Annotated in this window: 18 protein-coding genes; 12 read left to right on the forward strand and 6 right to left on the reverse strand. The window is 69.9% G+C overall.

Annotated features, from left to right (window positions below):
- Positions 1-76: 76 nt before the first annotated feature.
- The gene (locus tag A3Q40_RS01115; RefSeq protein ID WP_068099436.1) at positions 77-595 is read right to left on the reverse strand and encodes a DUF2505 domain-containing protein; all 519 of its coding nucleotides are present in this window, start codon (positions 593-595) and stop codon (positions 77-79) included.
- 34 nt (positions 596-629) lie between these two features.
- On the reverse strand, positions 630-2,180 hold the full coding sequence (locus A3Q40_RS01120; protein ID WP_068099437.1) for a Rieske 2Fe-2S domain-containing protein: 1,551 nt from the start codon (positions 2,178-2,180) through the stop codon (positions 630-632).
- Between the two features lie 88 nt (positions 2,181-2,268).
- Between A3Q40_RS01120 and A3Q40_RS01125 the strand changes: the two genes are divergently transcribed.
- Both A3Q40_RS01125 and A3Q40_RS01130 read left to right on the forward strand, forming a co-directional pair.
- Positions 2,269-3,330 carry a UDP-N-acetylmuramate dehydrogenase gene (locus A3Q40_RS01125; RefSeq protein WP_235606388.1) on the forward strand — a complete coding sequence of 354 codons (1,062 nt, stop codon included), beginning with the start codon at positions 2,269-2,271 and terminating at the stop codon, positions 3,328-3,330.
- A gap of 31 nt (positions 3,331-3,361) precedes the next feature.
- Positions 3,362-4,546 (forward strand): L,D-transpeptidase, encoded by a 1,185-nt coding sequence (locus tag A3Q40_RS01130; RefSeq protein ID WP_442971297.1) that lies wholly within the window; start codon positions 3,362-3,364, stop codon positions 4,544-4,546.
- A 6-nt stretch (positions 4,547-4,552) separates the two neighbouring features.
- On the opposite strand, the gene A3Q40_RS01135 is transcribed toward A3Q40_RS01130, so the two are convergent.
- A complete protein-coding gene (locus A3Q40_RS01135) occupies positions 4,553-5,308 on the reverse strand; it encodes an SDR family NAD(P)-dependent oxidoreductase (RefSeq protein WP_068099439.1) in 756 nt (251 codons plus the stop codon).
- 19 nt (positions 5,309-5,327) lie between these two features.
- The gene (locus A3Q40_RS01140; RefSeq protein WP_068104827.1) at positions 5,328-6,233 is read right to left on the reverse strand and encodes a TauD/TfdA dioxygenase family protein; all 906 of its coding nucleotides are present in this window, start codon (positions 6,231-6,233) and stop codon (positions 5,328-5,330) included.
- Positions 6,234-6,538: 305 nt separating this feature from the next.
- Between A3Q40_RS01140 and A3Q40_RS01145 the strand changes: the two genes are divergently transcribed.
- On the forward strand, positions 6,539-7,837 hold the full coding sequence (locus A3Q40_RS01145; RefSeq protein ID WP_068099440.1) for an ROK family transcriptional regulator: 1,299 nt from the start codon (positions 6,539-6,541) through the stop codon (positions 7,835-7,837).
- A gap of 1 nt (position 7,838) precedes the next feature.
- Here A3Q40_RS01145 and A3Q40_RS01150 read toward each other — a convergent pair whose 3' ends face one another.
- Entirely contained in the window at positions 7,839-9,062 is a 1,224-nt protein-coding gene (locus tag A3Q40_RS01150) for an alkane 1-monooxygenase (RefSeq protein WP_068099441.1), read from the reverse strand.
- 123 nt (positions 9,063-9,185) lie between these two features.
- Here A3Q40_RS01150 and A3Q40_RS01155 point away from each other — a divergent pair, with 123 nt between their 5' ends.
- The 8 genes from A3Q40_RS01155 to A3Q40_RS01190 all read left to right on the forward strand — a co-directional run bounded on the left by A3Q40_RS01155 (position 9,186) and on the right by A3Q40_RS01190 (position 18,248).
- Complete coding sequence (locus A3Q40_RS01155) at positions 9,186-10,016, forward strand: alpha/beta fold hydrolase (RefSeq protein WP_068099442.1); 831 nt, start codon at positions 9,186-9,188, stop codon at positions 10,014-10,016.
- Positions 10,017-10,070: 54 nt separating this feature from the next.
- Positions 10,071-11,456, forward strand: a complete 1,386-nt coding sequence (gene mshA, locus A3Q40_RS01160) for a D-inositol-3-phosphate glycosyltransferase (RefSeq protein WP_371831331.1) — start codon at positions 10,071-10,073, stop codon at positions 11,454-11,456.
- A complete protein-coding gene (locus tag A3Q40_RS01165) occupies positions 11,453-12,007 on the forward strand; it encodes a YbjN domain-containing protein (protein WP_068104829.1) in 555 nt (184 codons plus the stop codon). Before mshA ends, A3Q40_RS01165 begins: the two co-directional genes overlap by 4 nt.
- A gap of 165 nt (positions 12,008-12,172) precedes the next feature.
- The gene (locus A3Q40_RS01170) at positions 12,173-13,768 is read left to right on the forward strand and encodes an AMP-binding protein (protein WP_068099444.1); all 1,596 of its coding nucleotides are present in this window, start codon (positions 12,173-12,175) and stop codon (positions 13,766-13,768) included.
- 211 nt (positions 13,769-13,979) lie between these two features.
- The gene (locus A3Q40_RS01175; protein ID WP_068099445.1) at positions 13,980-15,440 is read left to right on the forward strand and encodes a carboxylesterase/lipase family protein; all 1,461 of its coding nucleotides are present in this window, start codon (positions 13,980-13,982) and stop codon (positions 15,438-15,440) included.
- 86 nt (positions 15,441-15,526) lie between these two features.
- Positions 15,527-16,282: a phosphoglyceromutase gene (locus A3Q40_RS01180; RefSeq protein ID WP_068099446.1), complete on the forward strand. Its 756-nt coding sequence runs from the start codon at positions 15,527-15,529 to the stop codon at positions 16,280-16,282.
- Between the two features lie 105 nt (positions 16,283-16,387).
- Positions 16,388-17,548, forward strand: coding sequence for a sensor histidine kinase (locus A3Q40_RS01185; RefSeq protein ID WP_068099447.1), 1,161 nt, complete (start codon positions 16,388-16,390; stop codon positions 17,546-17,548).
- 16 nt (positions 17,549-17,564) lie between these two features.
- Positions 17,565-18,248 carry a response regulator transcription factor gene (locus tag A3Q40_RS01190; protein WP_068099448.1) on the forward strand — a complete coding sequence of 228 codons (684 nt, stop codon included), beginning with the start codon at positions 17,565-17,567 and terminating at the stop codon, positions 18,246-18,248.
- Between the two features lie 16 nt (positions 18,249-18,264).
- Here the strand turns inward: A3Q40_RS01190 and A3Q40_RS01195 are convergent, their stop codons facing one another.
- Complete coding sequence (locus A3Q40_RS01195) at positions 18,265-19,041, reverse strand: hypothetical protein (protein WP_068104833.1); 777 nt, start codon at positions 19,039-19,041, stop codon at positions 18,265-18,267.
- Between the two features lie 103 nt (positions 19,042-19,144).
- Here A3Q40_RS01195 and A3Q40_RS01200 point away from each other — a divergent pair, with 103 nt between their 5' ends.
- Positions 19,145-20,101: a Ppx/GppA phosphatase family protein gene (locus A3Q40_RS01200; protein ID WP_068104831.1), complete on the forward strand. Its 957-nt coding sequence runs from the start codon at positions 19,145-19,147 to the stop codon at positions 20,099-20,101.
- The last annotated feature ends 6 nt before the right edge of the window (positions 20,102-20,107 follow it).

A 20,107-nucleotide genomic window follows, 5' to 3' on the forward strand; every position in this document is an offset into this window, starting at 1 on the left:
AAATCTGCGCTGGTCATCCGGCTTTCCGGTGGTGCATGGGGTCCGTCACGAAGCCGGGCCGAGGCAGCCCGACCGATCAGGTGTGCTCGGGAGCCCAGGTGTCGGTGAATTCCTGCTCGGCGTCGATGAGGGCGAGGATGTGCTCGATCACCGCGGACTCGATCTTCCCGCCGATGAGGGGGACCTTGACCTCCGCCGCGCCCGTCGCGGTCATCGTGCATCCGGATCCCGTCGACCGCAGAGTCAGCGTGCCCGTGATGGTGGCCGGGGCGCCCTCGACCTTCGCCTCGAAGCGCCCGGCCGAGCCCTGCGCGTCCAGCGACCCCCAGGACTCGACGCGGCGAATCACCAAGTCGCCGGACCGAATGCTGGTGAGCGCGCTGGGGAGGAACTCCTCGGCGATGGCCTGCGTCATCGCCGCCCGCACCGTGCGCGTGTCCGGGGTGTCGCCTTGCACGACCACCTCGTCGAGCGTCGCCTTGGGCCCACCGATCGCATCCAGCCGGGCCTGCCAGTACCCCTCGGTGGTCAGCGCGGCGTGCACCTGCGCTGCGGAGAGCGTGGACGGGACGGTGTGGTCGAACTTGCGTGGCATTCGGTGAGATTAGCGCGTCGAACGGCCGTGCGGATCAGACCTTCTGCGACCGCAGCTCGTGGCCCTTGGAGGTCAGGCATTTGCCGGTCTCGAGGTTCCAGTCCCACCCGTGCAGATTGCACGTGAGCGTCTTCCCCTCGATCACGCCGAACTTGCCCAGATCCGCCTTGAGGTGCGGGCAGCGACGCTGGATCTCCCAGCCGTCCTTCACGATGGTGGCCGAGTCGTCGTGGGCCTCGGCGAACCACCCGTCGGCGTAGGCGATGCGCTCGTCGGTGAGGCACTTGAAGAACGTGTAGAGGAACTCGTTGTAGCCGCCGACGCGCTTGGCCTTGAAGCGGGTGGACAGGAAGATCGAGTTGACCCAGTCCGGCTCGTCGTCGCGCACGACCGTGCGCACCAGTTCGGCGGGAATCTCGAAGGAGTAGCGGAACTTCTCGTTCTGGATCGGCTCGCGCACGATCCGCTTGGGGAAGTCGAGCACGACGGTCTCGCCGCCCAGAGCCAGCTCCACCGGGTAGCCGATGCCGTCGCAGATCTGGTCGGTCTGGGCCATGATCGGCTCGAACAGCTCGCGCAACGGGCCGAGCAGCGGCTCGCCCTCGGCGGGCGCCCACGCGGCCTTCTCGGCGGCGATCACGTCGGCCTGACGCTGCGCGTACGCCTCGATGTAGTCGGCCTTGCCGGTGGTGAAGATGGCCTCCACCTCATCGGTGGGCAGCGGGTGGACCAGCTCGTTCAGCTCGGACCCCGTGAAGTCCGCGGTGGTGCCGGGCATCATCAGCAGACCCTTGTCGTGGCCGTGCTTGCGCATCTGATCGAGGAAGACCATCTGGTCCGGGAAGATGTTGGCCGGGTCGTCGTAGACGTCGTTGAGGCCGCGCAGCTCGTCGTCGAGGAAGCAGGGCGGGCCGGCGGACGGGATGACCCAGGTGGCGCCGACCTGCTCGATGTACTGCCGACACCGGTCCATCTGCCGCTGCCGCTTCTGTGTGCCGAAGGCGTCCTTGGCGCGCTGCGGCATGTCGTAGACCATCGGGTACCAGATGGCCCCGGAGTACTGCAGCATGTGCACGTCGACGTGTCCGAAGGCCTCGGTGATCATGTCCAGGTCCACCGGACGGGCGTCGTTCATGTTGAACGCGACGGTCTCGCCGTCGCTCACGATCAGGCCGGAGTCGCCGATGGGCCCGTCGGCGGGCGCCCGCAGCGCCACGATCATGACGTCCAGCTCGCCCTTCGGCCCCGACACCGTCTGCTTCACCGAATCGGTCGTCTCGACGAAGGTGTGGAAACCGAGCTTCTCGAGCTCGGTCTTCAGATCCGGCACCGGGTAGTCCGGCAGCAGCACCACGGCGTCCTTGTTCACGTGCGCGGCCAGGTGCTTCGGGTCGAAGTGGTCCTTGTGCAGGTGCGAGACGTAGAGGTAGTCGCAGTTGCCGAGGGTGTCCCAGTCGAGCTGCGAGTTGTCCGGGAACGGGAACCACGAGGTGAAGTAGGCGGGGTTCACCCACGGATCGCACAGAATGGTTCCGGCCGTTGTCGTGATGTGGAACCCGGCGTGTCCGACGCTGGTGACCTGCACGTGATCCTCCCGAAAAGCTGACGCTGAATCTCCACCATGGTAGGTGCGACGATGCGATGCTCCGGACCGGCCGGGTACCGTCACACCGGTGACCAGCAGTACCGCCCCCCTCGCGACGGGCCCGAGCACCGGCGATCCCGTGTGCTTCCGCGACCTCACCACCATCCGGGTGGGTGGCCCGATCCGCACTCTCGTCACGGCGACGACGTCCGCCGAGCTCGTGCGTGCGGTCCGCGAGGCCGACGCCGCGGGCACCCCGATGCTGCTGCTCGGCGGCGGATCGAACCTGTTGGTCGGCGACGAGGGTTTCGACGGCACGGTGGTCCGGATCGCGACCACGGGCCTCGAGGTCCACGACACCCGCATCCGGGTCGACGCCGGCGTGGAGTGGGACCTGGTGGTTCGAACGGCACTCGACCACGGCCTCGCCGGTCCCGAAGCGCTGTCCGGCATCCCCGGCACGGCCGGCGGTACCCCGGTGCAGGACGTCGGCGCGTACGGAACGTCGACGTCGGAATGGCTCGAGACGGTGACGATCCTCGACCGGCAGACCGGCGAGGTCGAGGTCTGGGACAACGCCCGCTGCGGTTTCGGATCGCACCGATCGTCGGCCTTCAAGTACACCGATCGCTACGTCGTGGTGGATGTCACGTTCCGGTTCCAGCGCAGCGAGATGTCGGCACCGGTGCGGTACGCGGCCCTGGCGGAGCGCCTCGGCGTGCGCATCGGCGACAGTGTGTCCGCCCGCGAGGTCCGCGACGCCGTCGTCGCCCTGCGGACCGACCGCGGCATGGTGTGGGACGTCGCCGTCCAGGACTCCTGGAGCGTCGGATCGTTCTTCCTCAACCCCATCGTCGAGTCCGTTCCCACCGACGCGCTCGGATCGCCCCAGTTCACGGACCCCAAGGGCATCAAGCTCAGTGCCGCGTGGCTGATCGAGCACGCCGGCTTCCACCGGGGCTACGGCGCGCACTTCGGGCGCGGGACGGCGACGCTGTCCACCCGCCACGTCCTCGCGATCACCAATCGGGGCGACGCCACGGCGGCCGACGTCGTGGCTCTCGCCTCGCACGTACGTGCCGGAGTGCGGGAGAAGTACGGGATCACGCTCACGCCGGAATGCCGGTTGGTGAACTGCTCGCTGGACTGACCGTGTCGTACCCGGCGGTATTCTGGTCCGAGTGAACAGGATTCGTTTCGCGGTCGCTCTCGTGATCACGGCGCTGCTCGCCGTCGTCGCGCTGGTGGCCGGCTGCACCGTGGGGGGCTCGTCGGGCGGCGGCCAGGCGGCCGCCCCGACCACCGAGGCCGCGCCCGTCGCGCAGGTGACGTACACCCCCGGACCCGATGCGACGGACGTCGCGCCGACGGCGCCGATCTCGGTGTCGGTGACCGGCGGGACCCTGCAGGGCGTCGCCCTCACCACCGCCGACGGGCGCGCGGTGACCGGCTCGCTCGATCCGTCGTCCACCACGTTCACCGTCGGCGAGCCCCTCGGGTACGGCGCGACGTACACCTGGTCCGGCTCCGCCGTCGGCACCGACGGCAAGACGGTGCCCGTCGAGGGCACGGTGACCACGGTGCAACCGTCGTCGGTCACGTCCGTGTCGACCAACATCGGCGACGGCCAGACCGTCGGCGTCGCGGCGCCGATCATTCTCACGTTCGACGACGTCGTCGCCGACAAGGCGGCCGTCGAGAAGGCGATCACGGTGACCACGACGCCGCCGACCGTCGGATCGTGGGCCTGGCTGCCGGACGAGCAGGGCTCCCGGCTGCACTGGCGCCCGCAGAACTACTGGACCCCCGGCACCGCCGTCCACGTCGACGCCAAGCTGTACGGCGTGAACTACGGCGACGGCGCCTACGGCGAGTCCGACGTCACGCTCGACTTCTCCATCGGCCGCAACCAGGTGGTGATCGCCGACGCGACCAGCCACCGCATGCAGGTGGTTCGCGACGGCGAGACCGTCATGGACATCCCGGTGAGCTACGGCCAGGGCAACGAGGACCGCAACGTCACTCGCAGCGGCATCCACGTGGTCACCGAGAAGTACGAGGACTTCCTGATGTCCAACCCGCCCTACTACGAGAACGTGCGGGAACGCTGGGCCACGCGCATCTCCAACAACGGCGAGTTCATCCACGCGAACCCGCTGACCACCGGCGTGCAGGGTTCGTCGAACGTCACCAACGGCTGCATCAACCTCTCGACGGAGGACGCGCAGACGTACTTCCAGATGGCGATGTACGGCGACCCCGTGGAGGTCAGCGGGACGCGGATCGATCTGTCGGCCGCCGACGGCGACATCTACGACTGGGCGGTGGACTGGGCCACCTGGCAGTCGTGGAGCGCGTTGGCCTGATCGGTCTCAGGACTCCCGACGGGCGAAGCGGCCGCCCGACGCCTGATCGCGCGGCCGCACGACGATCGTGTCGAGATCGACGTGCGACGGCCGGGACGCGACGAAGCCGATGATCTCGGCGATGTCGGCGGCCACGAGCGGGTCGATGCCCTGGTAGACCTCGGCGGCGCGATCGGCGTCGCCGTCGAAACGCACCAGCGAGAACTCCGTCTCGACGGCGCCAGGGGCGATCTCGGTCAGCCGCACCGGCTGCCCCAGCAATTCACCGCGCAGGGTCCGGTGCAACACGCCCTGGGCGTGCTTGGCGGAGGTGTAGCCGGCGCCGTTGTCGTAGGTCTCGAACGCGGCGATCGACGTGATCGAGACGATCAGGCCGTTGCCGGAGTCGATCAGCTTGGGCAGCAGGGCTCGCGTCATGCGCAGCGTGCCCAACACGTTGGTCTCCCACATCCAGCGCCAGTCGTCGAGGTCCGCGTCGGCCACCGGGGCGAGGCCCTTGGCGCCGCCCGCGTTGTTGATCAGGACGTCGACGCGGGGGAGGACGGAGACGAACGCGGCCACGGAGTCGTCGTCGGTGACGTCCAGCGCGAGGGCCGTGCCACCGATCTCCTCCGCCAAGGTCTCGAGCCGATCGACGCGCCGGGCGCCGACGACGACGTGGTACCCGTCGGCCGCGAGCTTTCGTGCCGTGGCCTCGCCGATGCCGGAGCTGGCTCCGGTGACGACGGCGGTGGGGATGGTGGACGGGTCGGGTGCAGTCATGAATCCAGCGTAGGACCGCTCAGCCGGCCAGCCGGTCGGGGCCCGGGAGCGCGCTGTATCCCGACGCGTCACCCGCCGCGACGCGTGAGTACTCGCCGTGGACCGACACCGGAACGTCGCCGGCGAGGGTGATGCGCTCGAGGCGGCGGTACTGGTCGTCGTAGTCCGCCACGGCGTAGTGCTGGGTGGAGCGGTTGTCCCAGATGGCGAGGTCGCCGGGCTGCCATGACCAGCGCACGGTGTTCTCGAGCCGAGTGACGCGGTCCTGGATCAGGTCGAACACGGCCCGGAATTCCTTCGAGGAGAGACCGTCGAAGGACTTGGCGAAGTGGCCGAGCACGAGGGACCGTTTGCCGGTCTCGGGGTGCACGCGCACCACCGGATGGCAGACCTCGAAGTACTCGCTGCGGAACTCCTGCCGGTACCGCGCGGCCTCGGGGGAAATCGCTTTCTCCGCGGCGGTGGCGGCGTAGTCGAAGACGTTGGTGTGGACGGCCCACAGGGAGTCGGCCAGGGCCTGCAGCGCGGGCGGCATCTGCTCGTAGGCCGCGGTGGTCGACGCCCACGTGGTGGTGCCGCCGTAGGGCGGAAGGGCGACCGGCCGCAGGATCGACGCCTTGGGAATGCGATCGACGAAGGTGACGTCGGTGTGCCAGCTGTTCGCCTTGTCGTACGTGGAGTCGATGGCGAGCGTGCGGACGCCTCGCGAGCGCACCGTCGGGTGCGGGGTGGTGGGGACGCCGAGACGCTCGGCGAACGCGTACTGCACCTGCTCGTCGACGTGATGTTGATCACGGAAGAAGACGACCTCGTGCTCGAGCAGGGCGTCGTACACGGCGGCGACGACGTCGTCGGGCAGGTCTCCGGCCACGGTCACACCGTCGATACGTGCACCGATGTTCGCGCCGAGCTTCACGATCTCCATGGCGTGATGATCGGTGCCGACCAGGGGGGTGTCGACGGTTGGAATCACCTCGAGCGGAACCGGTGGTGCTGCAGGTCGCCGGTTTCGGTGCTAGTTTCGGCCCCATGGCAGCCCCTCGGACCTCCGCTCCCCGGGTCACGTATGTGACCGCGGCGCTGGGCTCCCGTCTGCCCCTTGCTCGTGAACTGTGTTGTCGCGGCGGCTTCTCGGCCTGACCGCGCGCTCCTCGCGTACGGATCGGCCATCGGTGGCCGGTCGTGGACCGGCCTGTCAGCCCGTCCACCTCCAGTACCGACGAGGGACCCATGTCTGTTCCGACCGTGCACGCCCGTTCCGCGGCGTCGCTTCGCTCCCGTTCCCGCACTGCCGCAGCGCACCCTTTGCGGCGCAGTCCCGCCCGTGTCATCGCGCCCGAGATGCGGGTGTCCGACGCACCGGCGTCCGTCGTCCTCCGATCCGTCGTCCGCCGCGGACCCGTCTCTCGTGACGTCGTCGTCGGCGACACGGGAATCTCCACCGCGACCGTCAACCGCCACGTCACCGCGCTGATCGGCGCCGGTTTGCTGCGCGAGCGGGCCGATCTGTCCACGGCCGGCGCCGTGGGTCGCCCGCGCATTCCGGTCGAGATCGATCACGAGGGCCAGTGCACGCTCGGCGTCCACATCGGCGCCACCACCACTCGCATCGTCGCCGTCGACCTGCGCGGTGTGGTGCTGGGCGGCGTCGAGGTGGCGACGCCCGCCGGCGCGGCCCCGGGCGCGTTGCGATCGCTCGCGGAGAGTGCGGCGGCGTTCGTCGGACGCTGGCATCGGCGGCGCATCCTGCTGGTGGGCGTGGCCATCGGCGGCCGGGTGAACACCCGGACCGGAACGGTGGACCACCCGCGGCTCGGCTGGACGCAGGCCCCCGTGGGCGCCGCCTTCGGCGAGCGGCTCGGCAGCGTCGTCTCCGTCGCACCCCACGTCGAGGCCATGGCGGCGTCGGAGTTGCTGCTCGGTGGGCCGGCCGGACCGGCCCGCGAGAGCGGCACGTCTCTGTACTTCTACGCACGCGAGACCAGCGGCCTCGCCATCAGCATCGACGGGCGGGTTCACACACCGTCGGGCGGTCCCGGCTCGATCGCGCACCTGCCGACAGGCTCGTCGGCGGTGTGCGACTGCGGCCGGACGGGGTGCCTCGACGCCACGGTCAGCGACCGGGCGATCGTCGCCGCGGCCCACCGCGCGGGTGTCCTCCCTCCGTCCGAGCGGTCCATCGCTGCGGTGTACCTGGCCGCGCGCACCGGCGTGGCGGCGGCGCAGCGGCTGCTCGACGAGCGCGCGGACGCGCTTGGCCGGGCTCTCGCCCTGGTGCACGACGTCCTCAATCCCGACAGCGTGCAGGTGGGCGGGCAGGCGTTCACGGCCTACCCGCCCGCGATGGAGCGCGTGGAGGCGTCGTTCGCCCGGCACAGCGCCCTGGCCACGACGGGATCGACTACGGGATCGATCCGGGTGACCGGCTTCGGCAAGCGCGTGCAGGACTACGCCGCCGCGGCGGTGTCCCTGGGTCCGATCTACGCCGATCCGGTGGGGACGATGCGCAAGATCGGCGCGGGCGCCTGATTCAGGTCCCGGCGGGCGGGAAGGCGCGCAGGTACTTCTCCCGCTTGCCGGGCTGGATGCTGGCGCGCGTGACGTCGCCGTCGTAGTGCGCCACCACCCGGCGGTCCATCAGCGCCCGCCACAGCGGCGGGAAGTACGCCACCAGGATCAGCGGCGCGTAACCGGCCGGTAGCTGTGGCGATTCCGGCATGCTGCGCAGCACCTGGTAGCGACGGGTGGGATTGGCGTGGTGATCGCTGTGCCGCTGCAGGTGGTACAGGAAGATGTCCGAGACGGCGTAGTCGCTGTTCCAGCTGTGCTCCGGGGTGCACCGCTCGTAGCGGCCGTTCTCCTTGGTCCGGCGCAGCAGACCGTAGTGCTCGAGGTAGTTGACCGATTCGAGCAGCGAGATGCCGTACACCGCCTGCAGCACCAGGAACGGCAGCAAGTCCAGGCCGAAGATCGCGCACAGGGCGGCCCACAGCACCGCGCTCATGAGCCACGCGGTGAGGTTCTGGTTCGACCACGAGAACGTGCGCTTGCCCTCCCGAGCCAGGCGTTCCTTCTCCAGGGTCCAGCCGGAGCGGAAGCCGCCGACGATCGAGCGCGGGTAGAACCGCCACAGCGTCTCGCCGAGGCGGGACGACGCCGGGTCCTCGGGCGTGGCCACCCGAACGTGGTGGCCGCGGTTGTGCTCGACGTAGAAGTGCCCGTAGAAGGTCTGCGACAGCACGATGCGCGAGAGCCAACGCTCGTAGTCGACGCGCTTGTGCCCCAGCTCGTGGGCGGTGTTGATGCCGATGCCGCCGACCAGGCCGACCGTCAGGGCCAGGCCGATCTTCGACACCAGCGGCAGCCCGTCCTCGAGGCCGAGCCAGGTCAGGCTGTCCGCGGTGAGCAGGTAGCTGGAGAGGATCACCCCGAAGAACTGCATGGGGATGTAGGCGTAGACGCAGCCGCGGTACCAGAAGTCGGCCTCGAGGGCCTCCACCAGATCCTCGGGCGGGTTCTCGTCGAACGGCACGACGAGGCGATCCGCGATGGGCACGATCACGTACAGGAAGATCGGCCCGGACCACCACGCGATCTGCGAGACGTCGGGCGCCCACCACTGCAGGCCGTAGACCAGGCCGACGGCGATGGCCGGCAGCATCGGCGCGATGAGCGCCCACGGCCAGTAGTACCGGTTCAGATCGCGCCACTCACCGGTCTTCGGTGAGATGGAACGCTGGTGCACCTCGGTCACGACGACAGACCCCCTGCGAGAATTCGTGTGCAGCCAGCGACGTTACGACGCTGCACCGACCGGTCGACCCGCCCGGCCGGGCTTCCTGAGATCCCACAACGTCGGTCCCCTTAGGTTGGTGGCATGGCCATACGAGAAGCGTTCGGGCGCGACGGCACGTCGCTGGTGTATCGGGTGACCGGCGATGCGGCGGCTCGGCCGCTCGTGCTGGTCCACGGCTGGGCGCAGAACTCCGCGTGCTGGGGCGACGAGCTGCTCGCGGACCTCGCCGAGCGCCACCGGGTGATCGCCGTGGACCTGCGCGGACACGGCTACTCGGGCGCCCCCGAGTCGGGCTACGACGACAGCGCGCTCTGGGCCGGCGACCTGCACGCGATCCTCGAACAGGAAGGCGTTCGCTCCGGCGCGGTCCTGCTGGGGTGGTCCTACGGCGGGCTCGTGCTGTGCGACTACCTCTCGGTCCACGGCACCGCCGCCGTCGCGGGCGTGATTCTCGTCGGTGCCATCACCTCGATCGGCCGCGACAAGCCGGGCGGCACCGTCGGCCGCGCCATGCGGGCCGCCATCCCCGGCGCGACCAGCGAGGACGCGCGCGTGGCGATTCGCGCGCTCGGCAGCTTCGGTACCGCACTGACCGGTCCCGACGCGAGCGGCGTCGCCACTCAGGCGCTGTTCGGCACGTCCCTGACGACGCGGCCGCGGGTCCGGTCCGCCGTCTTCGCCCGCGACGTCGATCACGACGCCACCCTGCGCGCCCTCGACGTGCCGACGCTGGTCCTGCACGGCACGGCGGACACCGTCGTCGACGTCGCCTCGGGTCGCCACGCCGCCGAGCTCGTTCCCGGTGCGACGACGTCGTGGTGGGACGGCGTCGACCACGGCCCGTTCGTGGCGGATCCGGCGCGGTTCCTGGCCGAGACGACGGCGTTCACCGAGGCGCTCGGCCGCCTCTGACCGCGCCGGTGCGGTCCGCCCGGAACCGGGCCGGGCGTCCCACCGGAACGGCCCGTGGCGCCCCGCCGGAACCGGACAGGGCACACTGGAACGGTGGTCCGCCGACGCAGTCCCGACCGGGTAGCCGTGCTGTCGCTGCACACGTCTCCCCTGGCGCAGCCGGGTACCGGAGACGCGGGCGGCATGAACGTCTACGTCCTGGCCACGGCGAAGGCCATGGCCGCGCGGGGCGTGGAGGTGGAGATCTTCACCCGGGCCACGTCGTCCCGCGACGAGCCGGTGGTCGAGGCGGCCGACGGTGTCCTGGTCCGCAACATCGCGGCGGGGCCCTTCGAGGGACTCGACAAGAACGACCTGCCGACGCAACTGTGCGCGTTCGCGGCCGGTGTCCTGCGCGAGGAGGCGCGGCACGAGCCCGGGTACTACGACATCGTCCACTCCCACTACTGGCTGTCCGGTCAGGTGGGCTGGCTCGCCCGCGATCGGTGGCGAATTCCGTTGGTGCACACCGCTCATACGCTCGCCGCGGTGAAGAACCGGTCGGTGGCGGCGGGCGATCGTCCCGAACCCGCGGCGCGGGAGATCGGCGAACGGCAGGTGGTCGCCGAGGCGGACCGCCTGACCGCCAACACCGCCGACGAGAAGGAGGCGCTCGTCGCCGCCTACGGAGCGGACGAGGACACCGTGGACATCGTCGCTCCCGGAGCCGATCTCACGCTGTTCTCGCCCGGGGACCGGGGCGCCGCCCGCGCGAGTCTCGGTCTGGCGCAGGACGAGATCGTCGTGACGTTCGTGGGACGCATCCAACCGCTCAAGGCACCCGACGTCCTCGTCGCGGCCGCCGCCGTGCTCGTCGATCGCGACCCTGGACGGCCGCTGCGCGTGCTCGTCGTCGGGGGCCCGTCGGGAACCGGTCTCGAGCGGCCGGATTCGCTCATCGACCTCACTCGCTCCCTCGGTATCGCGCATCGGGTGACGTTCCTGCCGCCGCAGCCGCCGGAGCGACTCGCCGACGTCTACCGCGCGTCCGATCTGGTTGCGGTGCCCAGTTATTCGGAATCCTTCGGGCTCGTGGCGATCGAGGCGCAGGCCTGTGGCGTTCCCGTCGTCGCCGCCGACGTCGGTGGCCTCGGCGTGGCCGTGCGGTCCGGTGAGACCGGGGTACTGGTCGACGGGCACGACGTCACGCAGTGGGCCGACGCCCTCGACTCGGTGTTGCGCGACGACGATCTGCGCGGGCACCTGGCGTCGAATGCTTCACGGCACGCACGGAACTTCTCGTGGGACCACACCGCGGACGGGCTGCTCGAGACGTACGAGCGCGCGGCGTGGCGGTTCGGCCGCACCGGCGGCGTGGACCGGCCGACCGGAGAGTTCTCCCCCCGCCGCCCGCGCGGGCTGTGGAGGATGCGGCGAACGGGATCGGTGGGAGCGCGATGACGACACAGGACGGAACGAACGACCGGGCAGGGACGATCGAGCGGACGGCGGCGCTGATCGCCGACGTGCTCGCGGACCGCGAGTTGGATCACCACCGGGCGTCGGCCACCGAGTTCGTCGTGGAACTGCCCGGCGAGCGCAAGCTCAAGACCACCACGCTGCTCACCGTCGGGAACCACGGAGTGCGCGTCGAGGCGTTCGTCTGCCGCAAGCCCGACGAGAACTTCGAGGGTGTCTACCGATACCTGTTGCGGCGCAACCGACGTCTGTACGGCGTGCACTACACGATCGACAAGATCGGCGACATCTACCTGGTCGGTCGGATGTCCACTCACGCGGTGACGGGCGAGGAGATCGATCGCGTCCTGGGTCAGGTTCTCGAGGCCGCCGACGGCGACTTCAACGTCCTGCTCGAGCTCGGATTCGCCGCGTCGATCCGCCGCGAGTGGGAGTGGCGCGTCTCCCGCGGCGAGTCGCTGCACAACCTGGAGGCGTTCCGTCACCTGGTGGAGCCGCAGGAGTCGACCGGGGGCTGGCCGAGTCCGCGGTGACCGGGCCGGTCGTATCCCGACGGACCGGTCCTCGAATCGGACATCCCTCGACTACGCTGCGGTTGTGACACCTGTCACCCGACGAGGGCAATCCACGTTGGTGTGACCGGGCGTGCACACTAAGATTCACCCCGTAGTCGCCCCCGCGCCGTATCGAGGAGATCCATGAGTTTCCGCAGCCCGTATCCCGACGTCGAGATCCCCGAGAAGAGCGTCCACGAGTTCCTCTTCGGCGACCTGACCGAGGACGACCTGTCGCGTCCCGCCCTGATCGACGGACCGTCGGGTGCCGTCACCGACTACCGCACCCTCGTCGCCCACATCGACCTCGTCGCCGGCGCACTCGCCGCCCGCGGCGTGCAGGTCGGGGACGTCGTCGCGCTGCATTCGCCCAACGTGCCGGCCTTCGCCTCGGTCTTCCACGGCATCCTGCGCGCCGGTGCCGTCGCCACCACGGTCAACGCGCTGTACACGGCCGACGACATCGCCAAGCAGCTCACCGACTCCGAGGCCACGATGCTGTTCACGGTCTCTCCGCTGCTGCCGCAGGCGAAGGCCGCCGCCGAGCAGGTCGGCCTCGCCGCGGACCGGATCGTCGTGCTCGACGGCGCAGAAGGGCACGAGTCGCTGAAAGACCTGCTGACGGAGGGCAACTCGGCTCCCGAGGTGAGCTTCGACCCCGCCACCCACCTGGCCGTGCTGCCGTACTCCTCGGGCACCACCGGGCGGCCGAAGGGTGTGATGCTGACCCATCGCAACCTCGTCGCCAACGTCTCGCAGGTCCAGCCGCGCATGGGCGCCGGCCGGGACGACGTCCTGCTCGCCGTGCTGCCGTTCTTCCACATCTACGGCATGACGGTGCTGCTGAACCTCGGCCTGAAGGTCCGCGCGACGCTGGTCACCATGCCGAAGTTCGACCTCGAGATGTTCCTGCGCCTGACCACAGAGAAGAAAATCACCTTCCTCTTCATCGCACCGCCGGTGGCCGTCGCGCTGGCCAAGCACCCGCTGGTGGAGCAGTACGACATCTCCAGCGTCCGTTGCGTCTTCTCCGGCGCCGCAGCGCTCGACGAGAACCTGGGCAACGCCGTCGCGCAGCGGCTGCACACCAAGGTCCGCCAGGGCTACGGCATGAGCGAGCTGAGCCCGGTCTCGCACGCCATCCCGTTCGACGGCGACGACGTTCCGCTCAGCAGTTGCGGTGCGGCCGTGGCCAACTCGGAGAACAAGATCGTCGATCCCGCCACCGGCGAGGAGGTCGCTTACCCGGCGGCCGGGTCCTCCGAGGTCAGCGCGCCCGGCGAGCTGTGGATCAAGGGACCCAACGTCATGGTCGGCTACCTGCGCAACGAGCAGGCCACCGCGGACACCCTCGACTCCGACGGCTACCTGCACACCGGCGACATCGCCGTCGTGGACGGCAACGGCAACGTCAGCATCGTCGACCGCCTCAAGGAGCTCATCAAGTACAAGGGCTACCAGGTCCCGCCGGCCGAGCTCGAGTCGCTGCTCCTCACCCACCCCGACATCGCCGACGCCGCCGTCATCGGAGTGCTCGACGACGAGGGCGAGGAGGTGCCGAAGGCGTTCGTCGTGCTGCAGCAGGGCGCGTCGCTCACCGAGGACGACGTCATCTCCTTCGTCGCGGAGAAGGTCGCGCCGCACAAGAAGGTTCGCCGCGTGCAGTTCATCGACACGGTGCCCAAGTCGGCCTCCGGCAAGATCCTGCGCAAGGACCTGCGGGCCGCCGAGACCGTCTAGGAACCGCTTCTCCTCCCGCCACCCCCGTCCGCCGCGTGCGGGCGGGGGTGGTGCGCGTTTCGCCACAGTATTGCGGCCGCTTCTGCGAGATCGTCGATCTCGGCTCGATTCCGTGGGAAAACGCGCGTCGCGGTGGGTTGTCGGGTGCTGCGGCATGACGGTCCCACCCGACTCACCCCCGAGATCGCCGGTGGCACGGTAGTAATGAGCCATGGACACGACCACGATCGACACACCCCAGGGCCAGGTGCGCGGACGCACCGAGAACGGTGTCACCGCATTCCTCGGGGTGCCCTACGCGGCGGCGCCGTTCGGACCGAACAGGTTTCGAGCACCCACGGCGCCGCCGTCGTGGGACGGGGTTCGGGACGCCGTCGATCACGGCGCCACGGTTCCCAAGGTCGGGTACCGGCCGCCGACCAGCGAGATCCTCAGCGAGCCGGAGGTCGCCGGCGACGACTGTCTGAACGTCGCCGTGTACACCCCGGACCCGGGTGGGTCCGCGCCCGTGTACGTCTGGATCCACGGCGGGGCGTTCGTCAACGGCAGCAACGCCGTTCCGGCCTACGACGGATCGGCGTTCGCCCGCGACGGCGTGGTCGCGGTGGTGATCAACTACCGCCTCGGTGTCGACGGGTTCGCGCGGATCGACGGCGCTCCGGCCAACCGCGGTCTGCTAGATCAGGTGGCGGCCCTCGAGTGGGTGCGCGATCACATCGCGGCCTACGGCGGCGACCCGGCACAGGTGACCGTGGCGGGGGAGTCGGCGGGGGCGATGAGCGTCGCGACGCTGCTCGCGATGCCCCGCGCCGAGCGACTCTTCCGCCGCGCGATCCTGCAGAGCGGCGGCGGACACAACGTGATCGCGGAGGAGACCGCGAGCAGGGTGGCCGCGGCGCTCGCGTCGTCGCTGTCGGTGGAGCCCTCGGTCGACGGCTTCGGATCCGTCTCGGTGGATGCACTGCTGGACGCGCAGCGGTCGCTGTCGGACCGGGTGGCGGCGGAGGCGGCGTCGGGGGCGTGGGGCGAGCTGGCGCTGAAGATGATGGCCTTCCAGCCCTACGTCGACGGCGACGTGGTCCCGGCGGAGCCGTACTCGCGCATCGCGGACGGCGCGGGTGCGGAGGTGGAGATCCTGATCGGTACCACCAGCGAGGAGCACGCCTTCTTCCTGGTGCCCGCGGGCATCGTCCCGCACATCACCGAGGACTATCTCGCGGCGATCCTCGCGGGGTACCGACTGGACCCCGCGGCTCTGGACGTCTACCGCGCGCAGCTGCCCGACGCGTCGCCGGGCGAGCTGATGATCGCGATCATGACGGACTGGTTCTTCCGGATGCCGGCCGTGCGGATCGCGGAGGCCCACCCCGCGCACGTCTACGAGTTCACCTGGCGTTCGCCGCTCTTCGACGGGAACCTCGGGGCCTGCCACGCGCTGGAGTTGCCGTTCGTGTTCGACGTGCTGGACAAGCCGGAGACCGCCCGCATCACCGGCCCCACTCCGCCGCAGGCGCTGGCGGACGAGATGCACCGCGCCTGGGTCGACTTCGTCCGAACCGGCAACCCCGGCTGGGGGCGGTACGGCACGGCGCGGACGGTGAAGATGTTCCCCGGCACCACGGTCGACGATCCGCGCGCGGCGACGCGGGAGGTGTGGGACGGCGTCCGGTGACAGTGTTCGTGCGAAGTCCATGCGTTCGTCGAACGAGCGCCCGTGCGTACGACGTGGCCGGTCGGCGCTCGTGAGAAACTGACGCCATGAGCATCGGAACTCTGATCCTTCTGCGCCACGGCGAGAGCGAATGGAACGCGTCCAACCAGTTCACCGGGTGGCAGGACGTGCGCCTGACCGAAAAGGGCGAGGCCGAGGGGCGGCGCGCCGGCGAACTGCTCAAGGACGCCGGGGTGCTGCCGGACGTGCTGTACACCTCGCTGCTGCGCCGCGCGATCAGCACCGCGAACCTCGCGTTGGACGCGGCCGATCGGCACTGGATCCCCGTGGTGCGCGACTGGCGTCTCAACGAGCGTCACTACGGCGCGCTGCAGGGTCTGAACAAGGCGGAGACGAAGGAGAAGTTCGGCGACGAGCAGTTCATGCTGTGGCGCCGCAGCTACGACACCCCGCCCCCGCCGATCGAGGCCGGCAGCGAGTACAGCCAGGACGCCGATCCCCGCTACGCGGACCTCGAGACGGTCCCGCTCACGGAGTGCCTGAAGGACGTCGTCGAGCGGTTCGTTCCGTACTACGAGGAGACGATCGTCCCCGAGCTGCGTGCGGGTCGCACGGTCATGGTGGCCGCGCACGGCAACTCGTTGCGCGCATTGGTGAAGTACCTCGACGGCATCTCCGACGCCGACATCGCCGCGCTCAACATCCCCACCGGCATCCCGCTGCAGTACGACCTCACCGAGTCCGGCGACAAGCTCGTCCCGACGACGCCCGGTGGCGTCTACCTCGATCCGGAGGCCGCTGCGGCGGGCGCGGCCGCCGTGGCGAACCAGGGCGGAAAGTAGCCCCCACGTGAACGCTGCGCGAACGGGCGTCGGACGCCGTGTGACGTCGGGAAAACCCGGCCCACCGTGCGACGACGCCCGTTCCGACCGCCGTACGATTCGCCCGTGAACACCCCGACCGTCGTCATCCTCGTCGCCGTCGCGGCGTTCGGTGGCTACCTGGTCGGTGGCGTGCTGGTGCCCTATCTGACGTCCGTGCGGGCGCAGCGGCTCAAGCGCGAGAACGGGCTGACGATGTCCCAGGTCCTCGACCTCATCGTGCTCGCCGCGCAGAGCGGGATCGCCGTGGTCGACCAGTTCCACGACGTCGTGCTCTTCAACCCGCGCGCGGAGGAACTGGGCCTGGTGCGGGCTCGCTCGCTCGACGAGCGGGCGTGGAAGGCCGCGACCCGCGTCCTCGAGACGGGGGAGGACGTCGAGGTCGACCTCACGGTCCTCGATCAGCGAGGCCGGCCCGGCATCGCGGTCCGCGGCACCGCGCAGCTGCTCAGTCGGGAAGACAGACGCTTCGTGGTCCTGTTCGCCGACGACGATTCCGAGCAGGTGCGGATGGAGGCGACCCGTCGGGACTTCGTCGCCAACGTCAGTCACGAGCTCAAGACCCCGGTGGGGGCCATCGGCCTGCTGGCGGAGGCCCTGCTGGAATCGGCCGACGATCCGGCGTCGGTGCATCACTTCGGCGAGCGCATGCTCGACGAGTCCACCCGGCTCGGCAACATGGTCAGCGAGCTGATCTCCCTCTCCCGGCTGCAGGGCGCCGAGAAGTTGCCCGATCTCGACGTGGTCGACGTCGACACCGTCGTGCGCAACGCCCTCGCCCGCTCGGAGCTGAAGGCCCAGGCCGCGGGCATCACGGTCACCACCGATCACCCCAGCGGACTCGAGGTGCTGGGCGATCAGACACTCCTGGTGACGGCCCTGTCGAACCTGGTGGAGAACGCCATCGCCTACTCCCCGCAGGGAGCGCCCGTCACGGTCACCCGCTCCCAGCGCGACGTCGACGGCCAGCGCATGGTGGCGCTGTCGGTGACGGACCGCGGCATCGGCATCGCCAAGGAACATCAGGAGCGGGTGTTCGAACGCTTCTTCCGCGTGGACAAGGCCCGGTCACGTGCGACGGGCGGGACCGGCCTCGGACTCGCGATCGCCAAACACGTCATGGCCAATCACAACGGCCGCATCGAGCTGTGGAGCAAGCCCGGCACCGGGTCCACCTTCACCCTGCTGATCCCCGCTCACATCGAAGACGACGGAGAACCGTCATGACCGCAAAGGACATCCCGTGACGAGTGTGCTGATCGTCGAGGACGAGGAATCGTTGGCCGACCCGTTGGCCTTCCTGCTGCGCAAGGAAGGGTTCGAGGCGACGGTGGTGGGCGACGGCCCGTCCGCACTGGCCGAGTTCGACCGGTCCGGGGCGGACATCGTCCTGCTCGACCTCATGCTGCCCGGCATGAGCGGCACGGACGTCTGCAAGCACCTGCGGAGCCGCTCGGGCGTGCCGGTCATCATGGTCACCGCCCGCGACAGCGAGATCGACAAGGTCGTCGGCCTCGAGCTGGGAGCGGACGACTACGTCACCAAGCCGTACTCCTCGCGCGAGCTGATCGCGCGGATCCGGGCCGTGCTGCGCCGCGGCGCCGACACCGAGGAGATCGACGACACCTCCGTCCTGTCCGCCGGCCCGGTGCGGATGGACGTCGAGCGGCACGTGGTGCAGGTGAACGGTGCGACGATCACCCTTCCGCTCAAGGAGTTCGACCTGCTCGAGTACCTGCTGCGCAACTCCGGTCGTGTGCTGACGCGCGGTCAGTTGATCGACCGGGTGTGGGGCGCGGACTACGTCGGCGACACCAAGACGCTCGACGTGCACGTCAAGCGGCTGCGCTCGAAGATCGAGGCGGACCCGGCCAAGCCGGTGCACCTGGTCACCGTGCGCGGACTGGGCTACAAGCTCGAGGAGTAGCCCGGCAGGTGCGGCCTCAGGTCCGGGAGGCCTCGCGCGTGGCGGGATGGACGGCGATCAGGCCCAGCCCCTCCCGCCGACGGCACAGCGCCGCGAGCTCGGTGTAGACGTCGATGCCGAGGAGCTCGGTGAGTTCCGGAGCGTAGGACTGCCACACGGGCTTGCTGCCCACATGCGCGTCGGGGGACCCGGTGCAGTACCAGGACAGGTCGGCGCCGCCCTCGCCCCAGCCGCGCCGGTCGTACTCGCCCACCACGGTCTGCAGGATCTCGACGCCGTCGGGGCGGGTGACCCAGTCCTGGGTGCGTCGGACGGGCAACTGCCAGCAGACGTCGGGCTTGACGGTCAGCGGTTCGACGCCGGTGCGCAGCGCCATGCGGTGCAGGGCGCAGCCGATCCCGCCGGCGAAGCCCGGCCGGTTGAGGAAGATGCACGCGTCCTTGTACTTCCGGGTGCGCACCGCCTGCTCGCCCTCGAGGTCGTCGATCTCGGTGTAGCCCTTCTTGCCGTGGCCCTTGTCGAAGAACTGCCAGTCCTCCTCCGTCAGCATCGCCACGGACCGATCGAGCTTGGCCCGATCGTCGTCGTCGGAGAGGAACGCGCCGTGCGAGCAGCAGCCGTCGTCCGGCCGGCCCGGCACCGTGCCCTGGCAGGCGGGGGTGCCGAAGACGCAGGTCCACCGCGACAGCAACCACGTCATGTCGACGCGAACGAGGTGGGCGGGGTCGGTGGGATCGGTGAACTCCACCCACTCGCGCGGGAAGTCGGGCGGCACCTCGGGCGCCGGATCCAGCTTGGCCGTCGCCACCGGTTCCAGCACGTCGGCCGGACGCTCGGTGACATCCTTCGGAGCACGTGTCACAGGCCACGACGCTAGACCCAGTACGGTGTTCGATGTGCGGCTAGGGGTGCTCGACGTCGGAAGCAACACCGTTCATCTCCTCGTGGTCGACGCCCATCGTGGTGGTCACCCGACACCGATGAGCTCCACCAAGGCTGCGCTGCGCCTCGCGGAGAACACGGACGACGCGGGCGACATCACCGCCCAGGGCGCCGACCGACTCATGCGGACCGTGGCCGATTTCGCCGGAATCGCCCGATCGTCCGGCTGCGGTGAACTCATGGCCTTCGCGACGTCCGCGGTGCGCGACGCGCGCAACTCCGACGCCGTCCTCGGCCGCGTGCGCGACGAGACCGGTGTCGACCTGCAGGTTCTCTCCGGCGAGGACGAGTCGCGTCTGACGTTCCTCGCCGTGCGCCGCTGGTTCGGCTGGAGCGCCGGCCGGATCCTCGACCTCGACATCGGCGGCGGATCGCTCGAACTCAGCACGGGTATCGACGAGAACCCCGACGTCGCGATGTCCCTCCAACTCGGCGCCGGGCGCCTCACCCGCGACTGGCTGGACGAGGACCCGCCGGGCAAACGTCGCGTCGCCGTCCTGCGGGACTGGCTCGACGCCGAACTGGTGGAACCGGCGAAGGCCGTCCTCGCCCCCGGGCTGCCGGACCGTGCCGTGGGAACGTCGAAGACCTTCCGTTCGTTGGCCAGACTGACCGGTGCGGCACCGTCGGCGGCCGGCCCGCGGGTCAAGCGCACGCTGACCGCGGACGGCCTCCGTCAGGTGATCTCCTTCATCTCGAGAATGACGGCGGCGGATCGCGCCGAGCTCGAGGGAGTCAGCGCCGACCGGTCACGGCAGATGGTGGCGGGCGCGTTGGTGGCCGAGGCGGCCATGCGCGCGCTGTCACTCGACACCCTCGAGATCTGCCCGTGGGCGCTGCGTGAGGGGCTGATCCTGCGCAAGCTGGACACCGAGTCGTTCGGTGACGTCGTGCCGACGACGGCGACGTGACCGGGC

It is taken from the genome of Rhodococcus sp. PBTS 1 (assembly GCF_001620025.1).
GTDB classification, from domain to species: Bacteria; Actinomycetota; Actinomycetes; order Mycobacteriales; family Mycobacteriaceae; genus Rhodococcoides; species Rhodococcoides kroppenstedtii.